Origin of the sequence: Brevibacillus borstelensis (assembly GCF_037834415.1) — a bacterium.
Lineage (GTDB): Bacteria > Bacillota > Bacilli > Brevibacillales > Brevibacillaceae > Brevibacillus > Brevibacillus borstelensis_A.
Window position 1 is genome coordinate 1 of record NZ_JAUMSJ010000052.1, and the last position, 25,701, is coordinate 25,701.

The window sequence follows — 25,701 nt, forward strand, 5'->3', positions numbered from 1 at the left end:
CACCACGAATCATGTGAAGGTTTGGTTGTTATGGAAATGACCCTGTTACGTTGCTTATTGGAAACCTGATTGGTTTATTTTTGTGCTGGATTCGCGGGAAGCTGGATGTCCCACTTCTCCTCTTTATACTTATTTTTATCCAGACGGATCCCCAGTATAGCTTTTTTAGGAAGCTGAGTCATTCCTTCCACAAAGTGCCGCGTATTGCACGTTTCAACCTGTCCTGAAAAACTGCATTTCCCGTAGTCGCGATTCTCGCTTAGATTGTATGTCTTGTTAGCCTCATCGACGAGCACCCAATCCCATTCCTTGAGGGTTCCCGTTGCTACTGTCATATCGATAGCAACTCCGTTCTCCCCGGTTTCCGGATTCTTTTGTACAGATAGGTCGGTGACTGTTACCGTGGCATCGCCTAACTTTTTCGTCATCGAATTCTTCTTGATTTTCAGCGGATCAATCTCGATTTGAAAACGAGCTGGTTCAAACAAGCGAGAGCCGAGCATTTCAAACGTAATCGCCCCTTCAGTCGTCTTGTCGGGAATAAATACAATTTCGTAAATATTTTTTGTCTTGCCATCCTCTATTACTTTTTTCTGCGACTGATAGAGGGGAGGAAATGAAACTTCTGACACAATTTGCTCTTCGTATAGGTTGGAAGCTAACACCTTTCCGCTTTGGTCTAAAATGTTAAAATCCAGTTCGGCCAAGTGAAGTAGATCACGCTCTTCTTCTGTAGCCTGAATCTCTTCGGCAAACTGGTTAATCCGATTTTGCGCCTCTTGTGTCCATGATGACTCCAGCGTGAGTCGAATGGCACTGGGTGTATAGGCAATTGATTTCGCCTGAATGATTAGCCCATTTTCAGTCGTATGGGTTTGACTGAGCGGAACGATCTTAGTTGCGGCTATGCTTTTTTCCATGTCAATTGGCACTGATACATTCCATGTTCCATCCTTCCTCTTGTCGCCTTTGAGACGAATCTCTTTCGCTTCCAGATGAAGCTGCAGTTTTTTCGGTGTGAAGTCATTCAGTACAAATTGATAGTATCCGTATTCTCCTTTCCGACGGTAAGAGTCATATCTGTTAGCAATCACATTGCCCTTTTCGTCAGTCAGATACATTTTGGTGCTCGGTAATAAAAGGCCATATTCCGAACTAACGTCCACACTTTCACTTTTCAAAGTAGTGGAGACAATCAGGCGAGCCGGATCAGCCAGCACTTCTGACATGATGACGGTAATGCCTTGATCGGTGGCGCTTGCTTCGGCTAGGTTGGAATATCCCTGCGTAGCCGCATTCTGCGTGCCAAGATCAGGCGGGGCTTTTATAAACGAAGAAATATAGTTGGCAAACGACGGAGATACCACGAAACTGGCAGAAAACCCGATCGTAACGACAGAAGCGGTGACAAGCATGATTTTTTTCAATGTCCACCCATCCCTTTTCGGGGATAGTCCCTCCCTTTTCCCAGGTTCTATTTTTTGAAACAGCCTCATCTTGAACGAATCCATGTCCACCTTGTGCAGCTCATACTCACGTCCAGCTTCTCTCAACTTCTTTTCCATATCTGCCCTCCTTCACGATTATTTGACAGAGTCGATTTCTTCCCCGAGCCAAACGAGATTTGACCGTTCCTTTGGGATCGCTCATGCATTCCCGCAGCTTTTTTCGAGCGCGGTACAGACGCATCTGCACGGTGCTGACCGGGATCGACAAACGCTCTCCGATTTCCTGGTAGCTTAAAAATTGCAGATATCTCATCACAAGCACAGTCCGGTAATCCTTATCCAGTACGGAAATCAGTTCCTGCAGAGCAATTTCACGTTCCTTTTGCAGATAGACGGTTTCCGGCGTGTCCTTGTGAACCGGCTCAAAATCGAAGCCAGTTATACCCGGGGTTCGTTTGCGCTTGCGCAGTTCATCGAGACAACGATTGGCTGCGATCCGGTATAGCCAAGCGGAGAAGCTTCGCTCCGGGTTGTATTCCGGCAAGTGGCTGTATGCCCTGATAAACACCCCTTGTGCAATATCCTGCGTGTCCTGCGAATAGCACAGCATTTTTCGCAGAAGAGAAAAAACCCTGCTTCGATATCTGTCGATAATCACACCAAAAGCCTGTTTATCTCCTTGCAGAACACGTTCAACGATTTCCCTGTCGTCCTGCATCATGAACCTCCCATCCAAAAAGGTTGCGCCGCGCAGCTTCTGCCTTTTTGTTTGCTCACTTAGGTATGACGATTTTCCAGGAAAAAACTATATCGCATGCATGGTGGCTTTCGGTTACCGCGTTCAGCAGCCACGCGAAAAAACACGCAGACCTCTCGAAGAAGTAACGGAATGGGTACGCTAACCATTTTGGGGGCATCAGCTTCATCCCGATGCCCTTCCCGCTTTTGTTGCGTTTATAACTATTCGAAGGTCGGCCACTGTAAAGAAGCATCAGCCCAAAAGCGGGGGAGAGAAGAGCGCAGTCGTTGAGGTAGCGGATTTGTTGTTCTGTCAATTGGCTCTTGTCAGAGAAGGCAGCATGATAGGAGAATGAAAATAGATGTCTATAGTCAATAAAGGAGTCAATCTGAGAAATAAACTCAATGTTTGGATTCTCTCGGGTGTATCCCTTCATGAAAGAATCGAAAAAGGCTTTGGCAAACTCGCTCCTCTCCCTCCCCTTTTGAGCTGTTTGAGCTGCATGGTAGACAGCAATGGCAACATCGTATGCAAACCAATGATATTCACTGTCACCGAAGTCAATCAAAGTTAACCGGTTATCATGATACAAAAAGTTGTGATGAGTAAGGTCACCATGGATCAATCCAAAACAGCTATTTGATGTTGGAAGTTTTCTGAAATCCTCGTAATATTGCTCCAGCTTGCTCTTTATACGAGGATCTAATGATATTTTTTTCTCATTGAACAAAGCGTGTTCAAACCATTGCGGACGCTCGTTTTGCGCTTTATAGTTTTTTGAGAGAGCATGCATTTTTCCCATAGCCTCTCCCCATTTTTCAAATAATGCTCGATTCCAAACATGCTGATCTCGGGGGTTGACAGGAATGCCATTTATTTTTTCATAAGCGACAAAAAAGAATGTTTCCGAAATTTCATTTACGTAACTGCCCCTTGTCAAACATAAAGGCTTTACCACATGTAGACCATTCGCTAACAAATACTCTAACCATTCAAACTCTGACAGGATATTCTGCTCGCCAGCTGGTGACTTCTCCAGTATCTTCACAACTATGCTCTTCCCACTATTGATCTCAAACACATTGTTGCTATAGCCTCCGAGGAGCTTGACTGCGGATGGCTCGCATCCAAGTTGAGTCTCATTATCGTTCCGCTGGGTATTGTGATCGCACTGAAACTGATATCAAAGGAAGTGCTGGAAGATTGTCGGCTGCAGGTTGAGCAGGAATCGGGCAAAAAAAAACCGACAACTGGTTTGCCGGTGCGTTCATTATACTCATCTGGATTTCAGCTGCGGTGTGGCTTTCCCTCTTCGTGTACCAATTGATCTAGTAGAGCCAACAATCACAGCGGTTATAATCCCATATTTCTGATCATACTATCTTTTGCGCACCAAAAACTCAAGTAAGGCCAAAGGCTACATCTTGAAAAGGACGCTTGCCGAATGAAAAAATTGCAGATTACATCGCTCACCAAAAAGTATCTGATAAAGTCGATTCTGGCGTTATCAGTTTTCATTTTTATTTTCACAAGGTTTGCGGATGAGGTAATGGAGCAGGAGCTAACCAGCTTTGATCATGCTGTCATTCACTGGATACAATCTCTCATAAGCCCACAGCTTACTGCGATCATGAAGTTTTTCACCTTTCTTGGCTCTACCGCTGCATTGCTTGCTCTTCTTGTCACTTCTGCCGTTCTCATGATCTGGCAAAAGAAACGATGGGAAGCTTTGTTTTTAGTCCTTGCCCTTTCAGGAGGAGTCGTATTTAATCAGTTGTTAAAATGGATATTTCATCGCCAAAGGCCAAACCTGCACCGCTTGATCGAAGAAACAGGGTATAGCTTTCCAAGCGGCCATTCCATGAGTTCCATTATTTTTTATGGCATGCTGGGCATGTTATTTTTTATGTTTGCAAGGAAAAGAACGCCCAAAATCATCATTACTGCTGCCGCCATTGTTCTTGTTTTGTCAATCGGGATAAGCCGCATTTATCTTGGCGTTCATTATCCGAGTGATGTCCTGGCTGGCTTTGCCGCTGGAGGAGCTTGGCTTACTATCTGTTTGATGGGCTTGAAACTTGTCTTGGAGTTAAGAAGGAAGACTTAAACTAGGTCTATATATTAGGAATCGGTCTTCGTCCGTCCAATCGATATTCTGGTAACGAGCAGCACTCCAATAGCCGCCGCGATCGTCGCCTTGGCGGTAGTCTACCTCTTGCGTTCGATCATCTATGTTCGGTCAACTAGCATACTTACCGTATAGCTTTCTCCCTGCTCTCACTGTTTTGCTCAGCATGACCGTCGTGGCCAAGCTGCGGGAGATCTCGCTGCCGATTTGCCGGAAGCTGAATCGCTTCCTCCAGTACTGGACAAGTTTCTTTGAGGTACCGCGACACACCATAACAATTACGAATATAATCAACTTGGTATTGGTAGTAATACAACCCATTTTAGTTTGATATTTCCCTATGAATATAGGGAAAGCTCAGTAAACTAAGCAATTTATTTGATAAATACTTTTTCTGGTACTGATCTAGATTTACATTTACGACTACCATATCATTTTCTTTTCTGAATAATTGATCTGTACCATTTTCCAAAAACACCATATCAGGGTTAAACGTCATCAAAATCTTTCCAAAAACCTGAAATAGGGCTTCCAATCCCTCTTGAAATGTTTTACCAAACAATTGGATTCTAATTTCTGCGTTTATTTCCATTTTGTACTCCTCTCTTAAAAAAGAGAGGCAAGCAATATCTTCCGTTTCAATATCAATTGTGAAATACTTACAGCTGAGACGAGTAAAATTTTCGTAACTAGTTACTTTATCTTCAACTGTCTCAACTACTATATTATAAATTGTGGTCTTAAACGTTTTAGGATCCAAATTTGAAACTAATAATAATGCACAATCCATCTCACTTCTCCCCTCCAAATACTCTTGTAATTGTGCCATTCCTTACCATTAATAATTCTTCTAGTCTTTTTAAATCACCATTAGAATTTGCTTTCCTTAGAATTGTTTCGGTAATTTCGGTAACTTTTTCATCTGAAAAGTTATCTAAGTTGAGAACAATGCTTCCAGACTGATTTTTTGTCTTTCCTGCAATTTCTTTTATTATACTTTGTACCTTACCATCGGGTTTTGGCGCATAACAATCAAATACTTTCCCTTCGATAAGAAAATCAGGATTTGATCCTACTTTAATCCCATAACCATTTCCACCATCAACTTCATCCAGCATCTTAATGTCATAGCCTTGATCAGCCAAAAAATCGGCTGTTTCATTTTGTTTCTTTATTCCATGGGAATCTCCTACCCCATAATTTCCCTCAGGTTTACTACCCTTTGGCAAAGAAGGCTCAGTCAGTTTAATCTTGCTTTCAACATTTCCCGTCTCCTTAAGCTCCATCCTCAAATCCAAGGCTTTTGCTGCCGCAATCTCTTCATCCGTCAATGCAGCAGGTATACCGTGTTGTCTCAGAAGATCGTAAGGGTCACCTGTCCCCTTACCCCGCAGCATAACCCCCAGATTATCCCTAGCCTGCTCAGCACTGTTCTTCACCACAGCCTTCACCGTTTCCTGCCCGGTTGAATGGGCTTGCTTCAGTCCAATCGACCCGCCGGTAACCAGCACCGCCCCAATGACCGCCGCAATCGTCGCCTTGCGGTAGTCCACCTTTTTCCCGCGTGCCCGGTCATCCATCACACTCACCGCAAAGCCTTCGCCTGCCCCGGCTGCTTTGCTCCGCATGACGGTCGTCGCCAAACTGCGGGAGACCGCGCTGCCGATTTGCCGGAAGCTCTGGCTGATTTGCGTGCCCGCTTTCCTCGTGAACCCTCCGACAGCCCGGACGGGAGCCGTATTTTTCAAGGTCTGGACGACGGATTGCATTTTGCTGCGCGTCGTCATCGCCACTGTTCGCAGGCCGCCGCCCACTTTGCTGGCAACATTCCCGTTGCCTTTCCCCGTATTTCGTCCAAGGCTGGCTACTTTCCGGTACACACTGCTGTTTTTCACGGCCTTTCCTACGCTGCTGGCAGCACTTCTTCCATTTCTCGCCACTGCCGCTGCACTCTGAGCCAGACGCGTTTGCCCGATGCGGGACGCAACAGCCCGCAGGGCGCCACCCGCTTGCTTCGCGGTGCTCGCCAAAGCGCTGCGGAGAGCATTTCCCGCCTTGCCTGCCGCGCTCGTTAGCGTACGCAGCGCATTTCCCGCCTGTGTTCCCATGCGGGCAACAGCACGGCCGACCGATGTCTGCCGCGCCCATCTGGCTGCTGCCCTTACCGCTTGCGCTCCTTTGTCAACTGCGGCCCGGACAGCGCCAGTAGCCCGACTGGTCAAAGCGGAGGCCTTGCCAAGGGCATTTGCGACCGGTTTCAAGCGGGCCACTGCCGAAGCCGCCTTGCCGATTAATGCTCCCGCGCCGAAGCCAGCTGCCGACAGCACGCCTCCCAGCGCCATTTCCCGAAGCAACTCGTCGCCGCGCATGCCAAAGGCGTATCCGATCGCACCGGAAATCCCTTCGCCGACCAGGATCGAAACGCCAAACGGCAGCAGCGGCGGAAAGAACACGCCTCCCACGGTGAGTGCGACACCCGCTGTCGTGACCAACACGACTTCCCAGTGGTCCGCGACCCACTTGGCTCCATCGACGACCGCGTCTACGACGGTATTTGCGACGTCCTGCACGGTATCTACAACGGTGTCAAACGCGTCCTCCACCGTTTCTTTTACGCTGTCTACGGCAGACTCCCAAAGCTCCCAGCCTTTGTCGAGCGCTTCGGAGGCTCCGCCGATTAGCCAGTCCCAAAAGCCCCGCTCGCCCTCTTTTGCTTTCAGTTCCTCGCTTTTCCCATCGGAGTCGCTGCTATTCGGGTCATATTCCCCGCCTGTGGGATCAAAATCCTTGGGGGTATTTTCATGGGTTGGGGTACCGCGTTGGCGGTCTCCGCCTTTACCCAAGTTGTCTCCGCGGAGGTCGTCTCCATCTCCACCCAGGTCACCCCCGTCTCTGCCCAAGTCGTCTCCGCCTCTGCCCAAGTCGTCTCCGCTCCCGTGCAAATGGCCCGGTATCCGTCCGTCCCACGTTGCTTCCGCATATGTAGAATAGATAATCTTGAAATTCATCAGCTCGTCGGAACGTGCGCCAGTTCCTCCGGTTCCGCCCGAAATATAATCATTTCGTTCATCTGCTCGCAGCATGTTTGGCTTTGGCTTGTCTGCCGCATAGGTGGCCAATGGCAAACAAAGGATTATCGCCAGAATAAGTAACAAATAGTGCTTCCGAATCACCAATGCCCCTCCTTATCCCTGCCGGACATTCTTATTCCGCAATCGTCTCTTTTTCATATGGTAGTATTTGGATAAAGAGTCTACATCCAGCAAAAGTATGAAAATCCAGTGGGCACTATGGATTAGGGAAAGGGAACTTTAGGGGGGCCTCCTCTCATACATCTAGCGGGGATAACGGTTTCCTCTCTGGTTATCTCTAAACGCCCATAGAAAGATAGACTTACGAATCGTTATAGTTAATACCTATTAAAATCATAAAAGATAAATATTCGACCTATACCTCTCGCATGATGAATAATTAGAAAAATCTGATCGCCCATGGAGGATTCCTTATGAACGAAAGTACTGCTAGAAACCGAGCGGAATTGTCGGGAAAGCTAACCAACGTTTTAGATTCGCGATCGTTGGCAGCATCCTACAGAAGGCTTGCGGAAATTTTGGCGGAAGGAATGACGGTACTCGATGTCGGTTGCGGCACCGGTGCAATTACGCGCGGAATCGCAGAAGCGGTAGGCCCGAATGGACGTGTTGTCGGAATCGACAGCAATCCAGCCCTCATTGAAAGAGCCCGTCAAGCTCATGCCAATACGTCGGGATTGACCTTTGAAACAGGAGACATCTACGCGCTTGCCTATGAGCAGGAATTTGATATTGTCACTTCGGCTCGCGTATTGATATGGCTGTCTGATCCGCTGACGGCATTGAAATCGATGATATCGGCTGCGAAAGTGGGCGGGCGGATTATGGTTGCCGATTACAATCACGAAAAAATACGATGGGAACCGCAGCCGCCCGCGAGTATGCTCGCCTTCTATGCGGCCTATCTGAAATGGCGTTCCGATGCGGGCATGGATAACGAGATTGCCGACCGCCTCTCGGAACTGTTTCAAGCAAGCGGTCTTAAAGATATCACGATAACACCGCAACATGAGGTCATGAAGCGGACGGAACCGGATTTCCAAAAGAAAATTGGCATATGGGCGGATACCGCTTCAAGCAGAGGCATCCAGATGGAAAGGGATGGCTATATAACCGAAGACGAGTATGTGACAGCGGAAAATGAATATCGGGAATGGATGAGGAAGGATGCCCAAGCTTTAACGATGTATATGGTAGCCGTTGAAGGAGTACGGGACAAATGACGGCTGCTGAACTTTGCGGGAAGTCTGCCGCCTGATTTCCGTTCATCCCTTCGTTTGACTGCGGAGCAGGGGAATTGATAATGTCAACATGCATGACCGTTACCAGTTGAAATCTGGAGGCGATTTGAGACTCCCACGGCTAAAGCCGCAAGCTGACACCCTCGGTATCAGTGGGATTCTTGGGTGGTAGTCGGAAGTGCATTTCTGCTATCCGTAGTTCCCCCAAGTTCAGGGCTGTCTCATCAGCCCATCCCACGGCAGAGCATATAGCTCCGTAGGCTGGCAGACTGTTACCATCTGCCACAGGTTTGCTCTTACAAATGTTTTAGCGTCTTGTTCTTGACGACTTCATACATTTTACGCTCAAGAAGATTCGCTTGAGCAACCCCATATGTATGCTGTTTTCAAAGAGCGATGATTGTTTTAACGTCTTTTGCTTGACGGCTCAAAGAGCATATCCTGATTATACCAAATCAGGTTTGTCCTGCCCGCGGCTGAAAAGCATTTTGGAGTCCCGGCCCGAATTTGCAAACATAGAAAACGGAGATGGACTCGCTCTGCTGGGATATGCGGCGCATTTTGGCAACAAAGCAGCTGTACAGGTGCTGCTCGATTTCGGCGCGGATGTGAATGCCCTCTCCCATTCGAAAATCTCTTTCATCCCTTCGAACACAGCGCTTCATGCCGCAATCGCGGGAGAGAGGGGTCTGGAAGTCATCAAGCTGTTATTGGCAAACAATGCCCGTACGGATATTTTCGACAGCAACGGCCATACCTGTCTGCATTCCGCCGCCTATCACGATGATCACGTTGCCATGATCCGTTTGCTGATCGAACACGGAGCGGATGTAAACGCCCGGGTGGAAGGCGGCGAGACCGCCCTGTCGCTTGCCATTCGCCAAGGCAATGATCTGGCCGCGGAGGTTCTTCGCCAAAACGGGGCACAGCTTTAATCTTCCGCGATCAACGGAACTCTGAAGAGCAAGGGATTCTCAGCCGAAGCCAAAACATGGCAGCGCATTTTCACCTTTTTACTCTTGCTCTCGTTAAACGCGAATGATGACATCGCTGCCCAAGCCCCCCGGCAACAGACAGAAAGAACGGCCAGCCGCAAAAATTGCGAAGCTGGCCGCTCTGTTTTCATCGAAAAAGTAAAGTACCTTCACCAAATGTCCGGACAATATTACCGATGGCTCTCCGTGTAAATCTGGAAGACCACGCCGAACTTGTCCGTGACGATGCCGTACGCCGGGCTGAAATGCGTTTCTTGCAAAGGCATGTTGACCTGACCGCCTTGCTGCAACGCTTCATAAAGCTTTTTTGCTTTTTCCGGGCTATCTGCCGTAATGCAGATCGTGACCTGGTTGCCTGCGCTGTGAGACTGGCCCGGGAACGTATCGGAAAACATCAGCTCCGAATCGCCGACTTTGAGTGTGGCATGCGCTACCCGATCCCTGGCCTCTGCCGGCAACGGGAATTCCGGATTTTCCGGCATATCGCCAAATGTCTGGCTGAAGAGCAGTTGCGCCTCCAGGGCGGTTTCGTAAAATTGAATCGCTTCCTTTGCATTTCCGTCCATCATCAAATAGGGGATCAAACGCACTGTCATCGAAAAACAGCTCCTCTTCATCCGAATTTTTTCTCTTTTATGTACTGTAACCCGAAAAGCCGCATTTTAAACACATTTTTCCCCTCATTCCGAGAAATACACAAACGTAAGGAGCGGTCGTCAAGAGGATTCGGGGAGAAAGTGCCGCTCGCCGCTTCCCTGCCGATCTTTATCTTCGCTACAGAGAACCGCAGGGGGGACGCCCCCCTGCTCGCCTTACATGAAAAGACCGTTATTCAAAAGAGCGTTCCAGCTCGTCGACAAGCGATCCGACATAAGCGACTGCTTGACGGATTGGTTCCTGATTCGACATATCCACCCCGGCATGCCGCAGCAGTTCCAGCGGCTTCATCGTTCCGCCCGCGCGGAGGACGTCCAGCCATCTTTCCACGGCCGGTTGGCCTTCTTCCCGGATCATCCGGGCGACAGCCGTAGACGCTGTCAATCCGGCCGAGTAGGTGTACGGATAAAGGCCCCTGTAGTAATGCGGCTGGCGCATCCAGGTCAAGCGGGCTCCTTCGTCCAGGTCGACCGCGTCCCCCCAGAAATCGGAGAGGACCGATCCTTTGATTTCGGAGAGGGAAGCCGCCGTAAGCGCTCCGCCCTTTTCCGCCGCACGGTAGACGCGGCGCTGATACTCTCCTTCGAGCGCGTGCGTCACAAAGTTGTGATAGTACGTCGCGAGCAGCTGGAGCACAATCCAGCGGCGCATTTGGCTGTCATTCGTCCCGGCCAGCAAATGCTGCCCCAGGAGAAGCTCATTCAATGTGGACGGGGCCTCGATAAAATAGAGCGATGGACGGGTATTCATGATTCGTTGGCTCTTGTTGGCCAAATAAAAGTGGCCCGCATGCCCCAGCTCATGCGCCAGTGTGAATGTATTGCGCATCGTGTTTTGCCAGGTGATGAGAATGTATGGATGCGCTCCGTACGGGCTTGAACAAAAGGCTCCGGTCGACTTGCCGATGTTATCGGAACGGTCCACCCATCGCTCCGTCAATCCCCGCTCCATGATCCGAAGGTACTCCGGCCCCATTACTTGCAGAGCATCCAGGATCATTCTGCTCGCTTCCTCATACGTGATCGAGGGATGGTAATGCGGGTCCATCGGCGCTTTCAAATCGCAGAAGCGCACGCTCTCAAGCCCGAGCACTCTTTTCTTCAGGCGGGCGTACCGGCGCATATGCGGGGCCAGTTCTCCGACAATGATATCGAGCTGATTGTTGTACATTTCCAGCGAAACCTTTTGCGGCTCCAGCAGCATATCTGTCACCGACTCGTACTTTCTGAGACGGGAGAGGGCCACCTGCTTTTTCACTTCCGTCGCGTATACGGCGGCAAATGTATTTTTGTACTGCTGCAGCGTATGTACAAAGGAGTCGTACGCTTTTCTCCTTAGCTCCGTGTCGGGAGAGAATTCATATCGCGTTTCAAACAGGGCAAACGATACGGGAAGCTCATTCCCGTTCCCGTCTTCTACCGGGGAAAACTGCATATCCGTCAATTTGCTCATGCTGAAAATATGATAGGGAGCTTCCAGGACTTCACCCAAAGCAGCGAGAGCTTCTTCTGTCTCCGGCGACAGCCTGTGCCTTTTTCGTTCCAGCAGTTCAAGCAAGCTTCTCCGAAAAGGCTCAAGCCCTCCTTCTTCCTGTATGTAAGCTTCGATTGTCCCATCCGGCAGCTGAAGGATTTCGGAATCAATAAAGGACAAGGCCGCACTCACCTTTGTCCGAACTGCCGAAAGCCTGGACGAATTGGTCTGATTGACGGGATCTGTCCCATCCGCTGATTGTCGCAAGCTGGCAAACGTCCACGCCTTGATCAGCTTCATCGACAGCTGTTCCTGCGCTTGCAGGCATTCCAGCAAAATGCTTGCGCCGCCATGGAGCTTTCCTTTGTACGCTTCTATGTTGGCCGCCGCTTTTTCGATCTCGGCCAGTTCTGCCTCCCAGTCCTGATCCGATGCGAATAAATCCGTAAGATCCCAAGTCAATTCCACAGGCACCTCGGAGCGGGATAGACGCATTTCTGCCGCTTTTTTCATGTAAAAGCCCCTCCTTCACAAATAAACTGCCGTCGCTTTCCTATGCCCGAAAAATAAATCGGGCGCTTTTTTATCGTATTCCAATATTTTGAAAAATACAATTTCTTGCCGTTATATGAATGAACACAAGGCATGAGGCATGGCCCAGGATCGCTCCCGTTCCCCCTCCTGCTACTCGTTCGAGAGATCGCTTTCTATTTTTTCCCTGATCCTATCCAAAACGGCTTCCCAATGCTCTTTCATTTCTTCTCTGACCTTCCCGTCGGACAGGTTCTCCTGATGGAAGCTGATCGTCGTCTTGTCCACCGCTTTCGCGATCACTCGAACCTGAACGGTGGAAGGCCGCTGCCACGCTTCTTTTTGCCATGTGAGCCGAAGCTGCTGCAACGGTTTGACGATCCGGATTTCACCCGCTCCCGCTGTCGAAACATATTTCTGCCCCGGCTGCAGCGTAACGCTGATACCTGCTCCCAGCCATGATTCCAGGCCGTCTGCCGAGGCGACCAGCTCCCATGCTTTCTCCTGCGGGATGGGAAACGTTCTCCTGACCCCGATCTGGAATCCCGCCGTTTTGGTTTGCCCGACTATTTTCTGACTCATTTCGTTTGCTCCCGTCTTTTCGTGTTTTTCCTTGACTGCCTCCCTCTCATTTCCATACAAGCGCTTAGGAATCCTGTTTCTTTCTGGATGTCGAGTTTCATTCCGCTTGTCGCGGCGTCATTGGAAAAAAAGGAGTTGCTTACAAAATTGTAAGATTACAGCGGCATTTTGTAAGAAAGTTCGATTTCATATTCAAAATTTAAGCTGTATAGTATACGGTAGGGAAAAAGCGGACACGCTGCTTTCTGAAGTTTATGTCTCGAATGAGTCCAGGAGGAATCCAGTCATGTCCTTTGAGGAGCTACATATTGAAGTGTTTCGATGGATTAACGATTTAGGGAAGCATTACGCTTCGCTTGATCCGGTTGCGGTGTTTTTCGCAGAGTATATGATGTATGTTCTGGCGTTGGGCATGCTCGTGTATTGGTTCACAAGATCCAGCCAAAACCGGATGATGGTGATTCAGGCAGTGGCGGCCTTCGTTTTGGCGGAAATCCTCGGAAAATTGGCCGGGCAGTTTTACTACCACAATCAGCCGTTTGCTGTATTGTCGGACGTCCATACGCTGATCGAACACGACATCGACAACTCTTTTCCGAGTGACCATACGATCTTGTTCTTTTCCATTTGCATATCCTTCCTGCTGGTTCGCAAAAAGGAAGGATGGCTTTGGTTTGCGGTCGCTTGCTGCGTATCCCTCTCGCGGATTATGGTAGGGGTACACTATCCGATTGACGTCGCTGTAGGGGCGCTTTTCGGCTTGCTGTCTGCTTTGGTCAGCTACTGGGCTGTACCGAAGCTCTCATTCATCAAGCAGTTGCTTGCGGTCTATGAAAGGGTGGAAGGACGCATTTTACCTGCCAAAAAGAAGTCCACGAACTTTTAGATGCATACTGACGACGACAAGTACAGCCAGAAAAACAGGTTTTGACTGTCTACCGGCAGCAGGGTTGAACCGAATAAAAAGCTATCGGGACAAGTCCGTAAGATAGGGAAAGGCCAGGCGGAGCAAGCAGTCACCCGGCACATTCAGACCGGGTGCATCACTTGCCCGCCTTACACATTTTCTCATGCTGGATCAGCCATTCCTTTCTCCATATTCCTCCCGCATATCCGGTCAGCGTTCTGTCTGAACCGATCACACGATGGCAGGGAACAACGATGCTGATGATGTTTTTGCTGTTGGCATTTCCCACAGCGCGGATCGCCTTCTCGTTTCCGATGTCCGTTGCGATGTCTTTATACGATACCGTTTGGGCATATGGAATTCTGGTTAAGGCCTCCCATACTGTTTTCTGAAAGCTGGTCCCTTCCCATACATAAGGAAACGTAAACTCTCGGCGTTCGCCGTTAAAATATTCTCCCAGCTGACGCTGGCAGTCCTTGAGCGCCTCGGGAGTATCAGCGCCGACGGCATATTGCGGCGCACTGCGTTCGCTGAACATAATCGAATGCACATATCCTTTCGAACCGATAATCTCCACTACGCCAATCGGCGATGCGCAATCCAGCTTATACAGCTTGTCCATACAAAGACCTCCACAAGTAAAAGGTAGCGTATGCTTGCCACCCTTCCCAATTTGTTCCCATCGCTTTGATTTCTTCCATGGCAGGCTTGCGCTGCAGTCCGAGCCGAGCCTTTAACGCGTTTTGCAGTCCGACGTCCGCAACGGGGAAGGCAGTCGGATCGCCGAAGCATTTCATCATCACGTAATCTGCCGTCCACAATCCCACTCCGCGAATGGCCAGCAAGCTTTTCTGCACGTCCTGACGATGCTTTTTTTGCTGCAGGCTTTCTTTGGTCAATCGGCCCTTCGCCATAGCCTTCGCGACTTCAATCACGTACTCGGCCTTCCTCGTTGTAAATTGAAGGGCTCTCAGCTGGCTTGTGTCAAGGGCTGCGATCTTGTCAAACGCCGGAAACGACCAAAGGACCATTCCGTCATACACAAGCTTTTCCCCGAACTGCTCCACAAAGCGCTTTTTCAACGTATAGGCAAAAGGCAGATTGATTTGCTGGCCGATAATAGCCCAGGTGAGCGCCTCAAACAAATCCGGGATGCGAATGATCCGAAGTCCGTAATAGCTTCGGACGAGCTGGCTCAACAGCCTGTCCCGGCGAGCCATTTCATAAAAGCCGCTTACATCTTGCTCCAGATCAAACCATTCCCACACGTACTTTGCCATTTTTTCACACACTTGCTTGGACGGAATGCCCAAAGGAAATTCGACGCGAATCGTCTGAGCCGAGCACCCGATCTTCAAGAGGATAAGCTCTTGATCAACCTTTACCGGCTTGTACAAATACCCTCCTTTGATCTGATGCAAAACCTCCAGTTCCGATCTGCCCAAGAAAACGAGACACTCGTCGAAGTTGAATTCCCGAGGCGGAAACAGTTCCATGAACGAGCCGTGACAGGTCCAGTTCATCCTCTCTCTCCCTTACAAAGTTGGTTGTTCCGGCAGCACAGGTACGCGTTTGCTTCCAAGCTTCCGATATTCACTCGGCGAGCACTGTTTGACGTGCCGAAACGCCTTGTAGAAATTGGATGGACTTTGAAAGCCGACTTCATAGCAAATTTCAAGGTTTGTCAGTTTCGTGCCGGCGAGCAGATGCGCAGCTTTATCCACTCTGACCTTTTCCAGATAGCTGCGGGGGGTTTCCGATGTAGCCTGTTTAAACATCCGTTCCAGATAGTGCGGACTGACCCCGACATGCCTCGCGATATCCCGCAAAACGAGCTTTTGCTTGTAATGTCCGACCAAAAACGACTTCACGGCGATTGCCAAACCGGCCTGCGGAGAATGCTCGACATCGGGCTGGCATCTTTTGCACGAGCGAAAGCCCGCCTTTTCCACTTCCTCGATGCTTTGGTAGAATTCGACGTTCACCTTTTTCGGCTTCCTCGACCGGCAGGAAGGGCGGCAATATATTTTCGTCGTTTTGACAGCGGTAAAAAACAGTCCGTCATAGGAGCGGTCACAGGCGAGAATGATTTCCCACTTCTCGTCAAACGTGAGATTCAGATGCTTGGTCATCGTTCATCTCCTATCTTTTTTGAAGGGTCCGTTGGCAACCGGCAAACCCGGCCTTGTGCTTACGGCATGGTCTACGGTGCCGCAGCAGATACGAACAACTTTATCAGGGAACACCCTCAGATTCATCCTTTTTCTTGCTCTTATAATCGATACTTTACAGCTTGCAACAGCAGAAAAACACATGGACTTGAAAAACGACACTATTGTCGTTTATAATAAAACACGAAAACCGACATAATTGTATAGTTTTAAATCTCGCAACCTTAACACCTCTTGCCGAAACATGATCCGTCCGGGAAAGGAGAAGTATCTAATGGCTCCGAGAGTAAGCGAGGACTATAAAAATCGCAAAAGGCTGGAATTGCTCCGTGCCGCAAAGCAAGTCTTCATGGAAAAAGGATACACCCGGACCACCATGCAAGACATCTTGGACGAAGCCGGTGTTTCCCGAGGGGCTTTGTACGCCTACTTCGACAACATCGAACACGTCTACCGCGAGCTGCTTCGGCACGAGGATGAAAAAGAACTCCACTTCTTCGATCCGGACGATACGCGCACAGCCTGGCGGCAGCTGAGAAACTGGATACAGAAGCAGCAACAAGAGATCGAAGCCATCGAACATTCGCTGCTGCTGGCAAACTCGGAGTTCTTTCTGTCCACCCATGCCCAGCCTGAAAATGAAAGCCGCCGCTATTTGACTGCCCGCTATCAACGGATAACCGATGCGATCGTCGATTTTATCGAAAAGGGTACCGCCAGACAGGAATTCCAGCCTCGCCTGCCAGCTGAGTCGATCGCTCTTTATCTGGTCTCGTTCATCGATGGATTGATGCTGGACACCTTTCACCTGGGCATGGAAAAGACAAACGTGCATGCACAGATCGACGCGCTTTTGTTTTCATTGAAGGAAATGCTTTGCCCGGCCGATGAGGCAAAGAGCCTTTAAAAAAATTTCCGAGAAAGGAAGAAGACTGATGTTGTTTGAATCCGACCGAATCCGTTTGCGTAAAATGACCCCTGACGATGCTGCCGTCTACCACACATGGAGAAACGACCTCGCCGTCATGCAATCAACCAATCCGGCCCTCGATCTGTTTACTTCCGAGGAAACGGCCGCTTTTGTTAACCAGGTGATTTTGGGGTCGCCCTCCGGGAAAAGCTATATCATCGTCGACAAGGAATCGGCAAAACCGATCGGGATTACGTCCCTGATCAATCTGGATTACAAAAACCGCAACGCGGAATGCATCATTGACATCGGAGAAAAAGAGTATTGGGGCAAAGGCTACGGGAGGGAAGCGCTCCAGCTCTTGCTCGACTACGCCTTTTTGGAACTGAATTTGCGCCGGGTGTCCTTGCGGGTTTTCTCCTTTAACGAAAAAGCGGTCAGACTGTACGAAAAGCTTGGCTTCCAGCATGAGGGCCGTTCGCGTCAAAGCATCTATCGGGACGGCAGCTGGCACGACATTTGCCACATGGGCATTCTTCAGGAGGAATACGTGACAAGCAAGCCATAACTTGTTATCATACAATTTAGAAAACGTGAAGGGAGAGTGCGCTGATGAAAAAGAGATCGCTTCTGTCGTTGTCCAAAGGCATCGGGTACTCGACTGCCGTTTTCTTTTCTGCAGCTAACCAAGGGAGAAGTCTGTCCAAAATTGGATATACAAGCGACTCGCCATCCTTGGATTAGCATGTTTACTCCAAAAAACGCCACGGGTCGCTTCCCTGTGGTGTTCATATTTTGCTTTCCGAACATCACAGGGAATCCCTGTGGTGTTTTTTATTTTCCATGAAAGGGAGGCCCACGAAATGAAGTTGACAGGCACTCTGATTTATGTGCGACCTTTTGAAAGCGGCGATGCAGAAGCTTTGCTCGACCTGGAATTGCGGAATCAGGACTTTTTTCAAGCCTACACCGCCCTCCGCGACCCGGATTTTTACACCTTGGCAGGACAGTTGGACCGAATCGTCAATAACAACGAAAGGATGGCCCTCGACCAGTATTACTCCTTTGGCATCTTTTTGCTGGAAACAGGCGAGCTGATCGGAACGGTATTTCTGTCGGAGGTCGTCCGCGGCCCTTTGCAAAGCTGCTGGATTGGCTATTATCTCGATCAGGGGCACAACGGGAAAGGGTATACGACTGAAGCCGTCCGTCTCGCGGTGTCGTACGCATTCGATGAACTGAAGCTGCACCGGATTGAAGCCGGAGTCATGCCGCATAACCTCAGATCCATGAGGGTACTGGAGAAGGCCGGGTTTCACAAAGAGGGCATCGCCAAGGAAAACGTGAAGATCAACGGCAAGTGGGAGGATCATCAGATACTTGCGATTGTGAATAAGAACGATAGCAATGAAAAAAACCATAGCCGCTAATTAGAAAGACAAGAGAAGTCACCCGGCAAACCACCCTTCGAAGCAAGTCCCGCAAGTCGCAGGACGTGAACCTTTGGCCGCTGTCAACGGCCATCCGGTCCGTCCTTTTTCTTTTCACCAGTAGTCCTGAAATAGTCAAACTAACCAAAGGTACTAGGTTACGAGATTTTAATCGAGTTGAAAAAGCTTACTTCTTTCCGGTTATTTTGCCAAATAATGAAGGGATTAGTATTATTTTGACGAACCATGTAATTTGGACTAGTTTTTTTATGAACAATAATCCCCTCGGTACTGCAGGGATGTATTTCAGGAGGAAAGCAATGGGTAATACGAAGTACATTTCAACAACCGCTCTTTCAAAATTAATGAACATTCCCACCAGTGAGCTTTTTTCTCAATTGATGAAAATGGGCTGGATCGAAAGAAAAAATGATACTTGGTGCTTGACGGAAAAAGGAAAAATGAAAGATGGGCAACTGAGATCGGATTCTATACGAGGGACCTGGATTGTATGGCCAGAAAACATTCACGAAGACAAGGATTTTCTAGAGTCATTTCAAAAGTCGGAAACGAAATTTTTAAACGCCACTGCTCTGAGTCAGATTTTTAACATCTCAAAATTTCGTATTAATCCGATTTTGTCGGAACTAGGATGGGTGGAAAGAGACAGAAAAGGATGGATATTAACGAATTTAGGCAAAAGCATCGGAGGAAAGCAATTAGAGTACGAAAAAACCGGAATTCCATACGTAACCTGGCCGGAGAGCATCCTTACGAATAAGCGTCTTGTAGAAACCTTTCAACAATTGATTGGTGAGCCTATGGAAGAAATAGACGAGGTACAGGAACAAAACGATGTAAGTTTTCGGGAAAAATTTGAAGCGAAGCATCGAACCGCTGATGGTCATTTTGTACGTTCAAAAGCAGAGATGATCATCGATAATTGGCTGTATATGTCGGAAATCGTGCATGCATACGAACGCAAATTGCCGATCGAAGAGGATGTGTATTGTGATTTCTACCTCCCCATAGGAAAGGTTTATATCGAATACTGGGGATTGGAGAATGATCCCAAGTATCTCGACAGAAAAAAAGCAAAGCTAGACATCTACCAAAAATATGGGTTTCATCTTATTGAGCTGACAGATTCGGATATTCAAAACCTCGATGACGTGTTTCCAAAAAAATTACTGAAATTTGGTATACAAGCGTATTAATTTATCCGGCATAACAACCGTGACTCCCGTTCCTAGCCGTACTTCTACAGCTTTTCCATTGACGCAATGAAAGGGTTGGAGGCGCAAAAAATGGCGTTTACTTATGCGATTCTTATCGTTCTGCTGATTATTGCCTTTATTTTAAAGCATCCGTCAGTAAAAGGATTTGTCGGAGAAAAAACTGTACAACTTCTCCTGAGAAAACTCGATCCAAAAGAATATTATCTCGTTAATGATCTACTCATTCCCGGTACAAAAGGAAAAACAACACAGATCGATCACGTTGTTGTCTCAGCTTACGGCATTTTTGTCATTGAAACCAAAAACTATAAGGGTTGGATCACAGGTACGGAGAATTCCCAATATTGGACACAAACCATTTACAAAAAGAAAGAACGACTCTTCAATCCAATCTGGCAAAACAAAGGACATGTAGAAGCACTTAAAGCGCTCTTATCCGAGTTTGAAAACATCCGTTACATACCAATCGTAGTCTTTAGCGGCAGAGCCACTCTAAAAGTGAGCGTTTCTTCAACAGTCATTTATACGAGCCAACTCGTTCAAAACATCCTTTCATACAAAGACCCTGTCCTTTCAAAAGCTGATCGAGAAGCCATTATTCGAAAACTCGCCGCCCATAATTTACAAGATAAGGACGCAAGAAAAAAGCACACCAAAACATTACAACAAGAAAATCACATCCGTAATCAACGAATAAAAAATAATAAGTGTCCATCTTGCAATGGAGAATTAGTCGAACGGAATGGAAAATACGGAAAATTCATTGGATGTTCAAACTATCCCAGTTGCAAGTTCATCCTCAAAAATCGTGCCTGACGATAGATGGTTAACAAGTTCAGTGGCACCGGAAAGGCTGAAAGCTTATGGCGAAGTGGTCCAAAAAAGATGTAACCAATATGGAAAACCTTATTCGCGCCATACTCGTTATTTCCTCTGCATCGATCTGCTTTGCCTATAGTCTCGGTTACTTTTTTTTCTTCGGTTCTATTGGCGCTAGCCTTGTTATATCAGCAGTTATTGGAAGTTGGTTAGCCAGAGTAAATAATCTGGGAAAAGCAAAGCAGAAAAAGAATATGGTGGCAAAGAAAGAACCAGCCAAGAACAATCACAAAACCCAAAAACAATCTCGCAACCCCCTCACAGATCAAGATTTATTAACCGCAGATATTGATTCCCTATCCGGTGCGGACTTTGAAAGGTTAATGGAAGCATACTACCGCGACAAGGGGTATCAAGTAGAAAGGGTTGGAGGTTCAGGTGATAACGAGGTGGATTTGATTCTCCAAGATAAAAACGGCTACAAGATTGCCGTACAGTGCAAACGCTGGAAGAAAAACGTGGGAAATGACATTGTGCTGCGTTTAAAGGCCGGCAAGCAGGTTTACGGTTGCTATGACGCTTGGATTGTGACAACAAGCCATTTTACCAAGACAGCCATAAAAATCGCAGGTCCCCTCAATATCAAATTGATAAATGGAGCGCAAGTCCACGATATGATTCGACGTTGGAGAAAAGAAAAAGCAAAAAGCATGAGATGACGTTCGTTGCCCTTTCCTTATTGTGGAAAGGGCTTTCTCTCACTCGGGGCATGGACCGCAGTGTTTTTGCTAGCATGAGAGCCGCAGCAGTTTGCTGGCATACGAGTCGCAGCATTTGCTGGCGTGAGAGTCGCAGTGTTTTTGCTGGGTACGAGGCATACCATCTTTCATTGAGACTCCCACGGCTAAAGCCGCAAGCTGACACCTTCGGTATCAGTGGGATTCTTAGGTGGTAGTCGGAAGTGCATTTCTGCTATCCGTAGTTCCCCCAAGTTCAGGGCTGTCTCATCAGCCCGTCCCACGGCAGAGCATATAGCTCCGTAGGCTGGCAGACTGTTACCATCTGCCACAGGTTTGCTCTTACAAATGTTTTAGCGTCTTGTTCTTGACGACTTCATACATTTTACGCTCAAGAAGATTCGCTTGAGCAACCCCAGATGTATGCTGTTTTCAAAGAGCGATGATTGTTTTAACGTCTTTTGCTTGACGGCTCAAAGAGCATATCCTGATTATACCAAATCAGGTTTGCCCTGCCCATCCCATGAAGGGATGTTCGGGCAAAGCTGTCTTTCATCCCACGATTAAAACCGTGGGCTTTCAGTCGGCAATTACTGTAATATAAGAGGCGGAAACCTGGTGGTAAAAATCAGGTTTCCGCCCCTTCGTTTTTTATCCTTCCTTTTCCGCAACCAATTCCTTGGCGAGAGCCACCATCTGCTTCTGCACATTTTCGTCAAACTGATTCTCGTTTACCAAGTAACCGACTTGATACATGATCCCATTGTGGTAGAAATCGATTTCGTTGGCATTGGTCACTACCATCTGCACAGTGCGCTTCTGTTCATCCCAATCGTAATAGGTGTACACGTACGCGCTGTTTGTCTGAATGATGCGATGATACAGGCGGATACTGTCGCCAATGGTTTCCACTTCAATCTTGTTCCCCATATCATCCGTCCCCGACTCCTGATTTACGAACTTCGCAAAAGGATCTTCGGCTGTTTCCGTCATGCGGACAATAAAGAACTCGTTTCCATATTGGCCATATTCGTCCTTATCTTTCAGATAGGTAAACTGTACCTGATGCAAACGTTCGCCCTCTTTTCCATTTAGAAAGCTGACGAGATAAGCGGTTTGTTTCCCCACCGGATAGGGAAGCTTGCCAGGGTCGATGAGTTTCACATTTTGCTTCAACTTCTCCGGCAGATGCGGAAACACCTGATTGATTTCAACGGGCTGGTAGTACGTTGCCTGCGTGTCGCCCTGGTATACTTGATAATATTCACTTCGAGCCAAATTGCCTTTCCCCACTTTGGGCAGCGAGCCGTCCGATTCACACCCGGTCAGGCCGGCTGCCAGGCACATGCACAGGAATAGCCAAAAATAATTTTTCACGTCTACTGGTTCCTTTCCTCCCGCTCCTGCAGTGTTTCCACTGCCGATCACTTCCCCGCGGGTTTGTCGAAGATGCCGGCCACCCACGCGTAGCATCTTTCCAATTGCTCGTCGTCGATCAGGTCGGAGCGGTGCTCGAACATGATTCGCACACGGTCGTTTTCCTCGGCGATGATGTGTAAATAGTCTTCGATAGGGGCCCATCCGTCCGCCGGATCGAGCTCGGGAAGGACGGGAAAATGATAGTGCCTCAATTCCCGTTCTTCATCCACCTGGAGGGTCCACAGGTGGATCGTCGCTGCGTATTTGGCGTACTTTCTGATGACCTCTTTGGCCCGGAAGTGCGGGTCCAGCTTCTCTTGAAAAAAGAGCCGTCCCGTATCCAGGCATAGCTTGATCGCCGGATAGCGCACAAGCAAGCTCTCCAAAAAGTCCGATTCGTACACATACCGATTGAGGGCGTCAAACTCCAGGACGGGTACGAAGCCGTACTGCCCGCTCTTTTCTGTGAGCCACTGAAACAGCTCCTCGCTTTTGGCAGCTGCCTCCTCCAAGCTGTACTCGCTTTCATACATGTATTCTGCCGAATCGTAAAACCGCCACTTCTCCCAGTTCACCCTGTCGTCCAAAATGACCGGTTTGGGATAATGAAACAACACATACGCGGGCTTGACCGAAGCGGATAAATGCGCCAGCTCGTTCTCGATATAGGCGTACGCGCCTGTGCGGACTTCAACGTCGGGAGACAGGAAAAGCGCGTCCCTCAGCCGGGAGAAGCCGGCCCGAAGCGGGAAGTGAATCCCGATCTGAAATCCCCTGCGCTTTGACTCTCCGACGAGTTTGTCGATATCCTCCGGTACGGAAAACAGGCACGCCTCGATTCCGTAAAAGCCGTCCCGGAAATCCCGCTCGTATTTTTTATCGTCAAAGCTCCCGTATTGGCCAATCAAAAATCGATTCATCGGTATCGCCCCATCACGAAAAAAAGTCGCCTTCACGTACATCCATTTTCTATTTGCTTATGGATCGAACAGCTTGCTGCTCTTCAGGCGTTGATCTCAGTCCCGCTATTCACCCCTTCTCGGTATTCGACAAGTTTTGACTTTCCCCTTTTTTTCCATAAAAGAAAGTCCCTGCACTTGTTTCCTTGAACAAATGACAGGGGCTATAAGCATTTTTGGTCACATGAATTATTCTAGCCTCGCAGCGCCGCCAGATCGAACTTCGGCACGAGCCCTTCTTCCGCTGCCCGGCCCAGCAGCGCGGTCACCGCAGCGTAGCCGTCTTCGCCCAGATTCGCCGTAAAGCTGTTCACATACAGGTTGATGTGAGCTTTGGCTACCTCGGGGTCCATCTCCTGCGCGTGGCTCATCACGTAGTCTTGAGACGCTTCGGGATGTGCCCATGCGTACTCGACAGACGCGCGGGTCCACTCTGCCAGCTTGTCCAGATCAAGCGAACGGCGGGCAATGATCGCACCGAGCGGGATCGGCAGTCCGGTGTCCGCTTCCCACCAGCTGCCCATGTCGGCGAGCAGCGTCAGTCCATATGTCTGGTACGTAAAGCGGGCTTCGTGAATCACCAGTCCCGCGTCAATCAATCCATCGCGGACGGCCGGCATGATCTCGTGAAACGGCATCACTACGATTTCGCCCACGCCTCCGGGTACATTCTGGGCTGCCCAGAGCCTGAACAGCAGGTACGCAGTGGAGCGCTCGCTCGGGACGGCTACCCGCTTGCCGGACAATACGGACGGATCGCTCGTATCGGTGAGGCTTCCTCTCGTCAGGACGAGCGGGCCGCAGCCGCGCCCAAGCGCGCCGCCGCATGGCAAAAGGGCGTAGTCAGCTAGCAGCCACGGCAGGGCCGCATAGGAGACCTTCAGTACTTCCGGTCCCTGTCCGCTTGCCGCAAGTCCATTGGTAATGTCAATGTCTGCATACATCACGTCGAGCTTCGGAGCGCCGGGAACAAGCCCGTGCACCCAGGCGTGAAAGACAAATGTGTCATTAGGGCAAGGAGAAAACGCAATTTTCATCATAGTACCTCCCGAATTGCTTTGCATGCGGCTTCCAGTGACGCAAGCGCCTCTTTGATACGCCAGGCTGCCTTGTCCCGTGGACCGACAGCATTGGAGATCGAACGGATTTCCATGACCGGCAAGCCCGCGTCTTTTGCGGCTATAGCGACGCCATATCCCTCCATTGCTTCGGCAGCCGCCCCCGGGACGCGGGTTTTCAGTTCGGAAGCGGTGGCCGCTGTGCCCGTCACCGTCGATAACGTCAAAACCGGCCCCTTGCAGACGGGGAGTCCGGCTGCTCGCAAAGCTTCGGTCAGGCGAGATGCGCGCTCAAAGTCGACTGGCACACGGGCGGAGCCGAAGCCGAGCTCGTCCACGCTGCAAAAACCATCCGGAGTCTCCGCTCCGAGATCGGCCGCGATCATGTCGGTAGCCACGACGAGCGAGCCTACCTCCGCTTGTCCGACAAACCCGCCGGCTATGCCCGCGCAGATGACCAGGCTGTACCCGGGCTTTGATGTTGCCAGCTTTCTGGCCGTGCTGGCAGCCGCCGACACCGAGCCGACGCCCCCTACCAGGACGTCAAATCGGCCGTCGCCGCCCAGGCCGCGCAGGACCGCTTCCTTTTCAGGCAGGACAGAGACCACCACAAGGATGCGCCCCGCTCTTGTCCGTTGATCGGTTGGTGCCAAAGATATTTCCGTATTTTTATCAGGCTGCATCGGTCCAGCTCCTTCTGGATGATCCACAGGATCGATAATCGTACCGGCAAAAAACTCCCATCTTCTACGTTATCTTTAACTTCCTCTTGTTTGAGACTCCCCCCTAAAGGGGCAAGCTGACACCTTCGGTATCAGTGGGATTCTTGGGTGGTAGTCGGAAGTGCATTTCTGCTATTCGTAGTTCCCCCAAGTTCAGGGCTATCTCATTAGCCCGTCTTAAGACAGTGCCTATAGCATCTTAGGCTGACAGACTGTTACCATCTGCCACAGGTTGGTTCATGATATTGATAGCTCCAACTTGATCGCGATGAGTTTTGAACCCACAAGGACAGTCGTATTTTCTATCTTTCGCCTTATTCTTGTCTCCACATGCAGGGCATGTTTGGGATGTGTAGGCAGGAGTGACCTCCACAATTTGAATGCCAGCAAGATTTGCTTTGTAGGAGATAAACTGCTGAAGCTGATAGAAAGTCCAACTATGCAG

At 49.2% G+C, this 25,701-nt stretch carries 26 protein-coding genes and 1 pseudogene; 11 read left to right on the forward strand and 16 right to left on the reverse strand.

Annotation, left to right across the window (positions count from 1 at the left end; genetic code table 11):
• Positions 1–74 precede the first annotated feature (74 nt).
• The 3 genes and pseudogenes from Q3F21_RS25130 to Q3F21_RS25140 all read right to left on the reverse strand — a co-directional run.
• Entirely contained in the window at positions 75–1,565 is a 1,491-nt protein-coding gene (locus tag Q3F21_RS25130) for a DUF4179 domain-containing protein (protein WP_340259009.1), read from the reverse strand.
• Positions 1,534–2,166 carry an RNA polymerase sigma factor gene (locus Q3F21_RS25135; RefSeq protein ID WP_340259011.1) on the reverse strand — a complete coding sequence of 211 codons (633 nt, stop codon included), beginning with the start codon at positions 2,164–2,166 and terminating at the stop codon, positions 1,534–1,536. The genes Q3F21_RS25130 and Q3F21_RS25135 overlap by 32 nt, the downstream gene beginning before the upstream one ends.
• Before the next feature lie 55 nt (positions 2,167–2,221).
• A pseudogene (locus Q3F21_RS25140) lies at positions 2,222–3,283 on the reverse strand (phosphotransferase enzyme family protein); the annotation flags it as partial.
• 348 nt (positions 3,284–3,631) lie between these two features.
• Between Q3F21_RS25140 and Q3F21_RS25145 the strand changes: the two are divergent.
• Complete coding sequence (locus tag Q3F21_RS25145) at positions 3,632–4,294, forward strand: phosphatase PAP2 family protein (protein WP_340259013.1); 663 nt, start codon at positions 3,632–3,634, stop codon at positions 4,292–4,294.
• Between the two features lie 343 nt (positions 4,295–4,637).
• Here the strand turns inward: Q3F21_RS25145 and Q3F21_RS25150 are convergent, their stop codons facing one another.
• On the reverse strand, positions 4,638–5,105 hold the full coding sequence (locus tag Q3F21_RS25150; protein ID WP_340259015.1) for a hypothetical protein: 468 nt from the start codon (positions 5,103–5,105) through the stop codon (positions 4,638–4,640).
• 1 nt (position 5,106) lies between these two features.
• Positions 5,107–7,488 carry a hypothetical protein gene (locus Q3F21_RS25155; RefSeq protein WP_340259017.1) on the reverse strand — a complete coding sequence of 794 codons (2,382 nt, stop codon included), beginning with the start codon at positions 7,486–7,488 and terminating at the stop codon, positions 5,107–5,109.
• Between the two features lie 332 nt (positions 7,489–7,820).
• Between Q3F21_RS25155 and Q3F21_RS25160 the strand changes: the two genes are divergently transcribed.
• Together Q3F21_RS25160 and Q3F21_RS25165 are read left to right on the forward strand one after the other, a co-directional pair.
• The gene (locus tag Q3F21_RS25160; protein ID WP_340259019.1) at positions 7,821–8,630 is read left to right on the forward strand and encodes a class I SAM-dependent methyltransferase; all 810 of its coding nucleotides are present in this window, start codon (positions 7,821–7,823) and stop codon (positions 8,628–8,630) included.
• A 506-nt stretch (positions 8,631–9,136) separates the two neighbouring features.
• Positions 9,137–9,583: an ankyrin repeat domain-containing protein gene (locus tag Q3F21_RS25165; RefSeq protein ID WP_340259021.1), complete on the forward strand. Its 447-nt coding sequence runs from the start codon at positions 9,137–9,139 to the stop codon at positions 9,581–9,583.
• Between the two features lie 230 nt (positions 9,584–9,813).
• Here the strand turns inward: Q3F21_RS25165 and Q3F21_RS25170 are convergent, their stop codons facing one another.
• The 3 genes from Q3F21_RS25170 to Q3F21_RS25180 form a co-directional block, all read right to left on the reverse strand.
• Positions 9,814–10,239, reverse strand: a complete 426-nt coding sequence (locus tag Q3F21_RS25170) for a VOC family protein (RefSeq protein WP_340259023.1) — start codon at positions 10,237–10,239, stop codon at positions 9,814–9,816.
• A 232-nt stretch (positions 10,240–10,471) separates the two neighbouring features.
• Complete coding sequence (pepF, locus tag Q3F21_RS25175) at positions 10,472–12,286, reverse strand: oligoendopeptidase F (RefSeq protein ID WP_340259025.1); 1,815 nt, start codon at positions 12,284–12,286, stop codon at positions 10,472–10,474.
• Positions 12,287–12,457: 171 nt separating this feature from the next.
• Positions 12,458–12,886: an SRPBCC family protein gene (locus Q3F21_RS25180; protein ID WP_340259027.1), complete on the reverse strand. Its 429-nt coding sequence runs from the start codon at positions 12,884–12,886 to the stop codon at positions 12,458–12,460.
• A gap of 286 nt (positions 12,887–13,172) precedes the next feature.
• On the opposite strand from Q3F21_RS25180, the gene Q3F21_RS25185 reads away from it, so the two are divergent.
• The gene (locus tag Q3F21_RS25185; protein WP_340259029.1) at positions 13,173–13,772 is read left to right on the forward strand and encodes an undecaprenyl-diphosphatase; all 600 of its coding nucleotides are present in this window, start codon (positions 13,173–13,175) and stop codon (positions 13,770–13,772) included.
• Between the two features lie 157 nt (positions 13,773–13,929).
• Here Q3F21_RS25185 and Q3F21_RS25190 read toward each other — a convergent pair whose 3' ends face one another.
• The 3 genes from Q3F21_RS25190 to Q3F21_RS25200 are packed head-to-tail and all read right to left on the reverse strand — an operon-like array spanning position 13,930 to position 15,925.
• Positions 13,930–14,415, reverse strand: a complete 486-nt coding sequence (locus Q3F21_RS25190; protein ID WP_340259031.1) for a methylated-DNA--[protein]-cysteine S-methyltransferase — start codon at positions 14,413–14,415, stop codon at positions 13,930–13,932.
• Positions 14,399–15,316: a DNA-3-methyladenine glycosylase family protein gene (locus Q3F21_RS25195; protein ID WP_340259034.1), complete on the reverse strand. Its 918-nt coding sequence runs from the start codon at positions 15,314–15,316 to the stop codon at positions 14,399–14,401. Before Q3F21_RS25195 ends, Q3F21_RS25190 begins: the two co-directional genes overlap by 17 nt.
• A gap of 12 nt (positions 15,317–15,328) precedes the next feature.
• Positions 15,329–15,925, reverse strand: a complete 597-nt coding sequence (locus Q3F21_RS25200; RefSeq protein ID WP_340259036.1) for a bifunctional transcriptional activator/DNA repair enzyme AdaA — start codon at positions 15,923–15,925, stop codon at positions 15,329–15,331.
• Positions 15,926–16,238: 313 nt separating this feature from the next.
• On the opposite strand from Q3F21_RS25200, the gene Q3F21_RS25205 reads away from it, so the two are divergent.
• The 7 genes from Q3F21_RS25205 (at position 16,239) to Q3F21_RS25235 (ending at position 21,080) form a co-directional block, all read left to right on the forward strand.
• The gene (locus Q3F21_RS25205) at positions 16,239–16,871 is read left to right on the forward strand and encodes a TetR family transcriptional regulator (RefSeq protein WP_340259038.1); all 633 of its coding nucleotides are present in this window, start codon (positions 16,239–16,241) and stop codon (positions 16,869–16,871) included.
• A gap of 28 nt (positions 16,872–16,899) precedes the next feature.
• A complete protein-coding gene (locus Q3F21_RS25210) occupies positions 16,900–17,442 on the forward strand; it encodes a GNAT family N-acetyltransferase (protein ID WP_340259040.1) in 543 nt (180 codons plus the stop codon).
• A 44-nt stretch (positions 17,443–17,486) separates the two neighbouring features.
• Positions 17,487–17,618 (forward strand): hypothetical protein, encoded by a 132-nt coding sequence (locus Q3F21_RS25215; RefSeq protein WP_340259042.1) that lies wholly within the window; start codon positions 17,487–17,489, stop codon positions 17,616–17,618.
• Positions 17,619–17,737: 119 nt separating this feature from the next.
• Positions 17,738–18,304, forward strand: a complete 567-nt coding sequence (locus Q3F21_RS25220; RefSeq protein WP_340259044.1) for a GNAT family N-acetyltransferase — start codon at positions 17,738–17,740, stop codon at positions 18,302–18,304.
• A 320-nt stretch (positions 18,305–18,624) separates the two neighbouring features.
• The gene (locus tag Q3F21_RS25225) at positions 18,625–19,521 is read left to right on the forward strand and encodes a glycerol kinase (protein ID WP_340259046.1); all 897 of its coding nucleotides are present in this window, start codon (positions 18,625–18,627) and stop codon (positions 19,519–19,521) included.
• A 90-nt stretch (positions 19,522–19,611) separates the two neighbouring features.
• On the forward strand, positions 19,612–20,358 hold the full coding sequence (locus tag Q3F21_RS25230) for an NERD domain-containing protein (RefSeq protein WP_340259048.1): 747 nt from the start codon (positions 19,612–19,614) through the stop codon (positions 20,356–20,358).
• Between the two features lie 47 nt (positions 20,359–20,405).
• Positions 20,406–21,080 carry a restriction endonuclease gene (locus tag Q3F21_RS25235; protein ID WP_340259050.1) on the forward strand — a complete coding sequence of 225 codons (675 nt, stop codon included), beginning with the start codon at positions 20,406–20,408 and terminating at the stop codon, positions 21,078–21,080.
• 669 nt (positions 21,081–21,749) lie between these two features.
• Here the strand turns inward: Q3F21_RS25235 and Q3F21_RS25240 are convergent.
• The 5 genes from Q3F21_RS25240 to Q3F21_RS25260 form a co-directional block, all read right to left on the reverse strand.
• Complete coding sequence (locus Q3F21_RS25240) at positions 21,750–22,475, reverse strand: hypothetical protein (RefSeq protein WP_340259052.1); 726 nt, start codon at positions 22,473–22,475, stop codon at positions 21,750–21,752.
• A 47-nt stretch (positions 22,476–22,522) separates the two neighbouring features.
• Positions 22,523–23,437 (reverse strand): sugar phosphate isomerase/epimerase, encoded by a 915-nt coding sequence (locus tag Q3F21_RS25245; RefSeq protein WP_340259054.1) that lies wholly within the window; start codon positions 23,435–23,437, stop codon positions 22,523–22,525.
• 233 nt (positions 23,438–23,670) lie between these two features.
• Complete coding sequence (locus tag Q3F21_RS25250) at positions 23,671–24,513, reverse strand: 1,4-dihydroxy-6-naphthoate synthase (protein ID WP_340259056.1); 843 nt, start codon at positions 24,511–24,513, stop codon at positions 23,671–23,673.
• Positions 24,513–25,217, reverse strand: coding sequence for a futalosine hydrolase (locus Q3F21_RS25255; protein ID WP_340259058.1), 705 nt, complete (start codon positions 25,215–25,217; stop codon positions 24,513–24,515). Before Q3F21_RS25255 ends, Q3F21_RS25250 begins: the two co-directional genes overlap by 1 nt.
• Before the next feature lie 238 nt (positions 25,218–25,455).
• Positions 25,456–25,701, reverse strand: a 246-nt coding sequence (locus Q3F21_RS25260; RefSeq protein WP_340259060.1) for a zinc ribbon domain-containing protein, incomplete at its 5' end; no start/stop codon positions are given.

Coding starts and splice junctions, on each gene's coding strand:
- Q3F21_RS25130 (WP_340259009.1), bottom strand. CDS start 1,565: ATGGAAAAGAAGTTGAGAGAAGCTGGACGTGAGTATGAGCTGCACAAG.
- Q3F21_RS25150 (WP_340259015.1), bottom strand. CDS start 5,105: ATGGATTGTGCATTATTATTAGTTTCAAATTTGGATCCTAAAACGTTT.
- Q3F21_RS25220 (WP_340259044.1), top strand. CDS start 17,738: ATGAAGTTGACAGGCACTCTGATTTATGTGCGACCTTTTGAAAGCGGC.
- Q3F21_RS25200 (WP_340259036.1), bottom strand. CDS start 15,925: ATGACCAAGCATCTGAATCTCACGTTTGACGAGAAGTGGGAAATCATT.
- Q3F21_RS25215 (WP_340259042.1), top strand. CDS start 17,487: ATGAAAAAGAGATCGCTTCTGTCGTTGTCCAAAGGCATCGGGTACTCG.
- Q3F21_RS25185 (WP_340259029.1), top strand. CDS start 13,173: ATGTCCTTTGAGGAGCTACATATTGAAGTGTTTCGATGGATTAACGAT.
- Q3F21_RS25225 (WP_340259046.1), top strand. CDS start 18,625: ATGGGTAATACGAAGTACATTTCAACAACCGCTCTTTCAAAATTAATG.
- Q3F21_RS25250 (WP_340259056.1), bottom strand. CDS start 24,513: ATGAAAATTGCGTTTTCTCCTTGCCCTAATGACACATTTGTCTTTCAC.
- pepF (WP_340259025.1), bottom strand. CDS start 12,286: ATGAAAAAAGCGGCAGAAATGCGTCTATCCCGCTCCGAGGTGCCTGTG.
- Q3F21_RS25235 (WP_340259050.1), top strand. CDS start 20,406: ATGGCGAAGTGGTCCAAAAAAGATGTAACCAATATGGAAAACCTTATT.
- Q3F21_RS25180 (WP_340259027.1), bottom strand. CDS start 12,886: ATGAGTCAGAAAATAGTCGGGCAAACCAAAACGGCGGGATTCCAGATC.
- Q3F21_RS25195 (WP_340259034.1), bottom strand. CDS start 15,316: ATGAACTGGACCTGTCACGGCTCGTTCATGGAACTGTTTCCGCCTCGG.
- Q3F21_RS25255 (WP_340259058.1), bottom strand. CDS start 25,217: ATGCAGCCTGATAAAAATACGGAAATATCTTTGGCACCAACCGATCAA.
- Q3F21_RS25205 (WP_340259038.1), top strand. CDS start 16,239: ATGGCTCCGAGAGTAAGCGAGGACTATAAAAATCGCAAAAGGCTGGAA.
- Q3F21_RS25245 (WP_340259054.1), bottom strand. CDS start 23,437: ATGAATCGATTTTTGATTGGCCAATACGGGAGCTTTGACGATAAAAAA.
- Q3F21_RS25210 (WP_340259040.1), top strand. CDS start 16,900: ATGTTGTTTGAATCCGACCGAATCCGTTTGCGTAAAATGACCCCTGAC.
- Q3F21_RS25135 (WP_340259011.1), bottom strand. CDS start 2,166: ATGCAGGACGACAGGGAAATCGTTGAACGTGTTCTGCAAGGAGATAAA.
- Q3F21_RS25145 (WP_340259013.1), top strand. CDS start 3,632: ATGAAAAAATTGCAGATTACATCGCTCACCAAAAAGTATCTGATAAAG.
- Q3F21_RS25230 (WP_340259048.1), top strand. CDS start 19,612: ATGGCGTTTACTTATGCGATTCTTATCGTTCTGCTGATTATTGCCTTT.
- Q3F21_RS25190 (WP_340259031.1), bottom strand. CDS start 14,415: ATGGACAAGCTGTATAAGCTGGATTGCGCATCGCCGATTGGCGTAGTG.
- Q3F21_RS25160 (WP_340259019.1), top strand. CDS start 7,821: ATGAACGAAAGTACTGCTAGAAACCGAGCGGAATTGTCGGGAAAGCTA.
- Q3F21_RS25170 (WP_340259023.1), bottom strand. CDS start 10,239: ATGACAGTGCGTTTGATCCCCTATTTGATGATGGACGGAAATGCAAAG.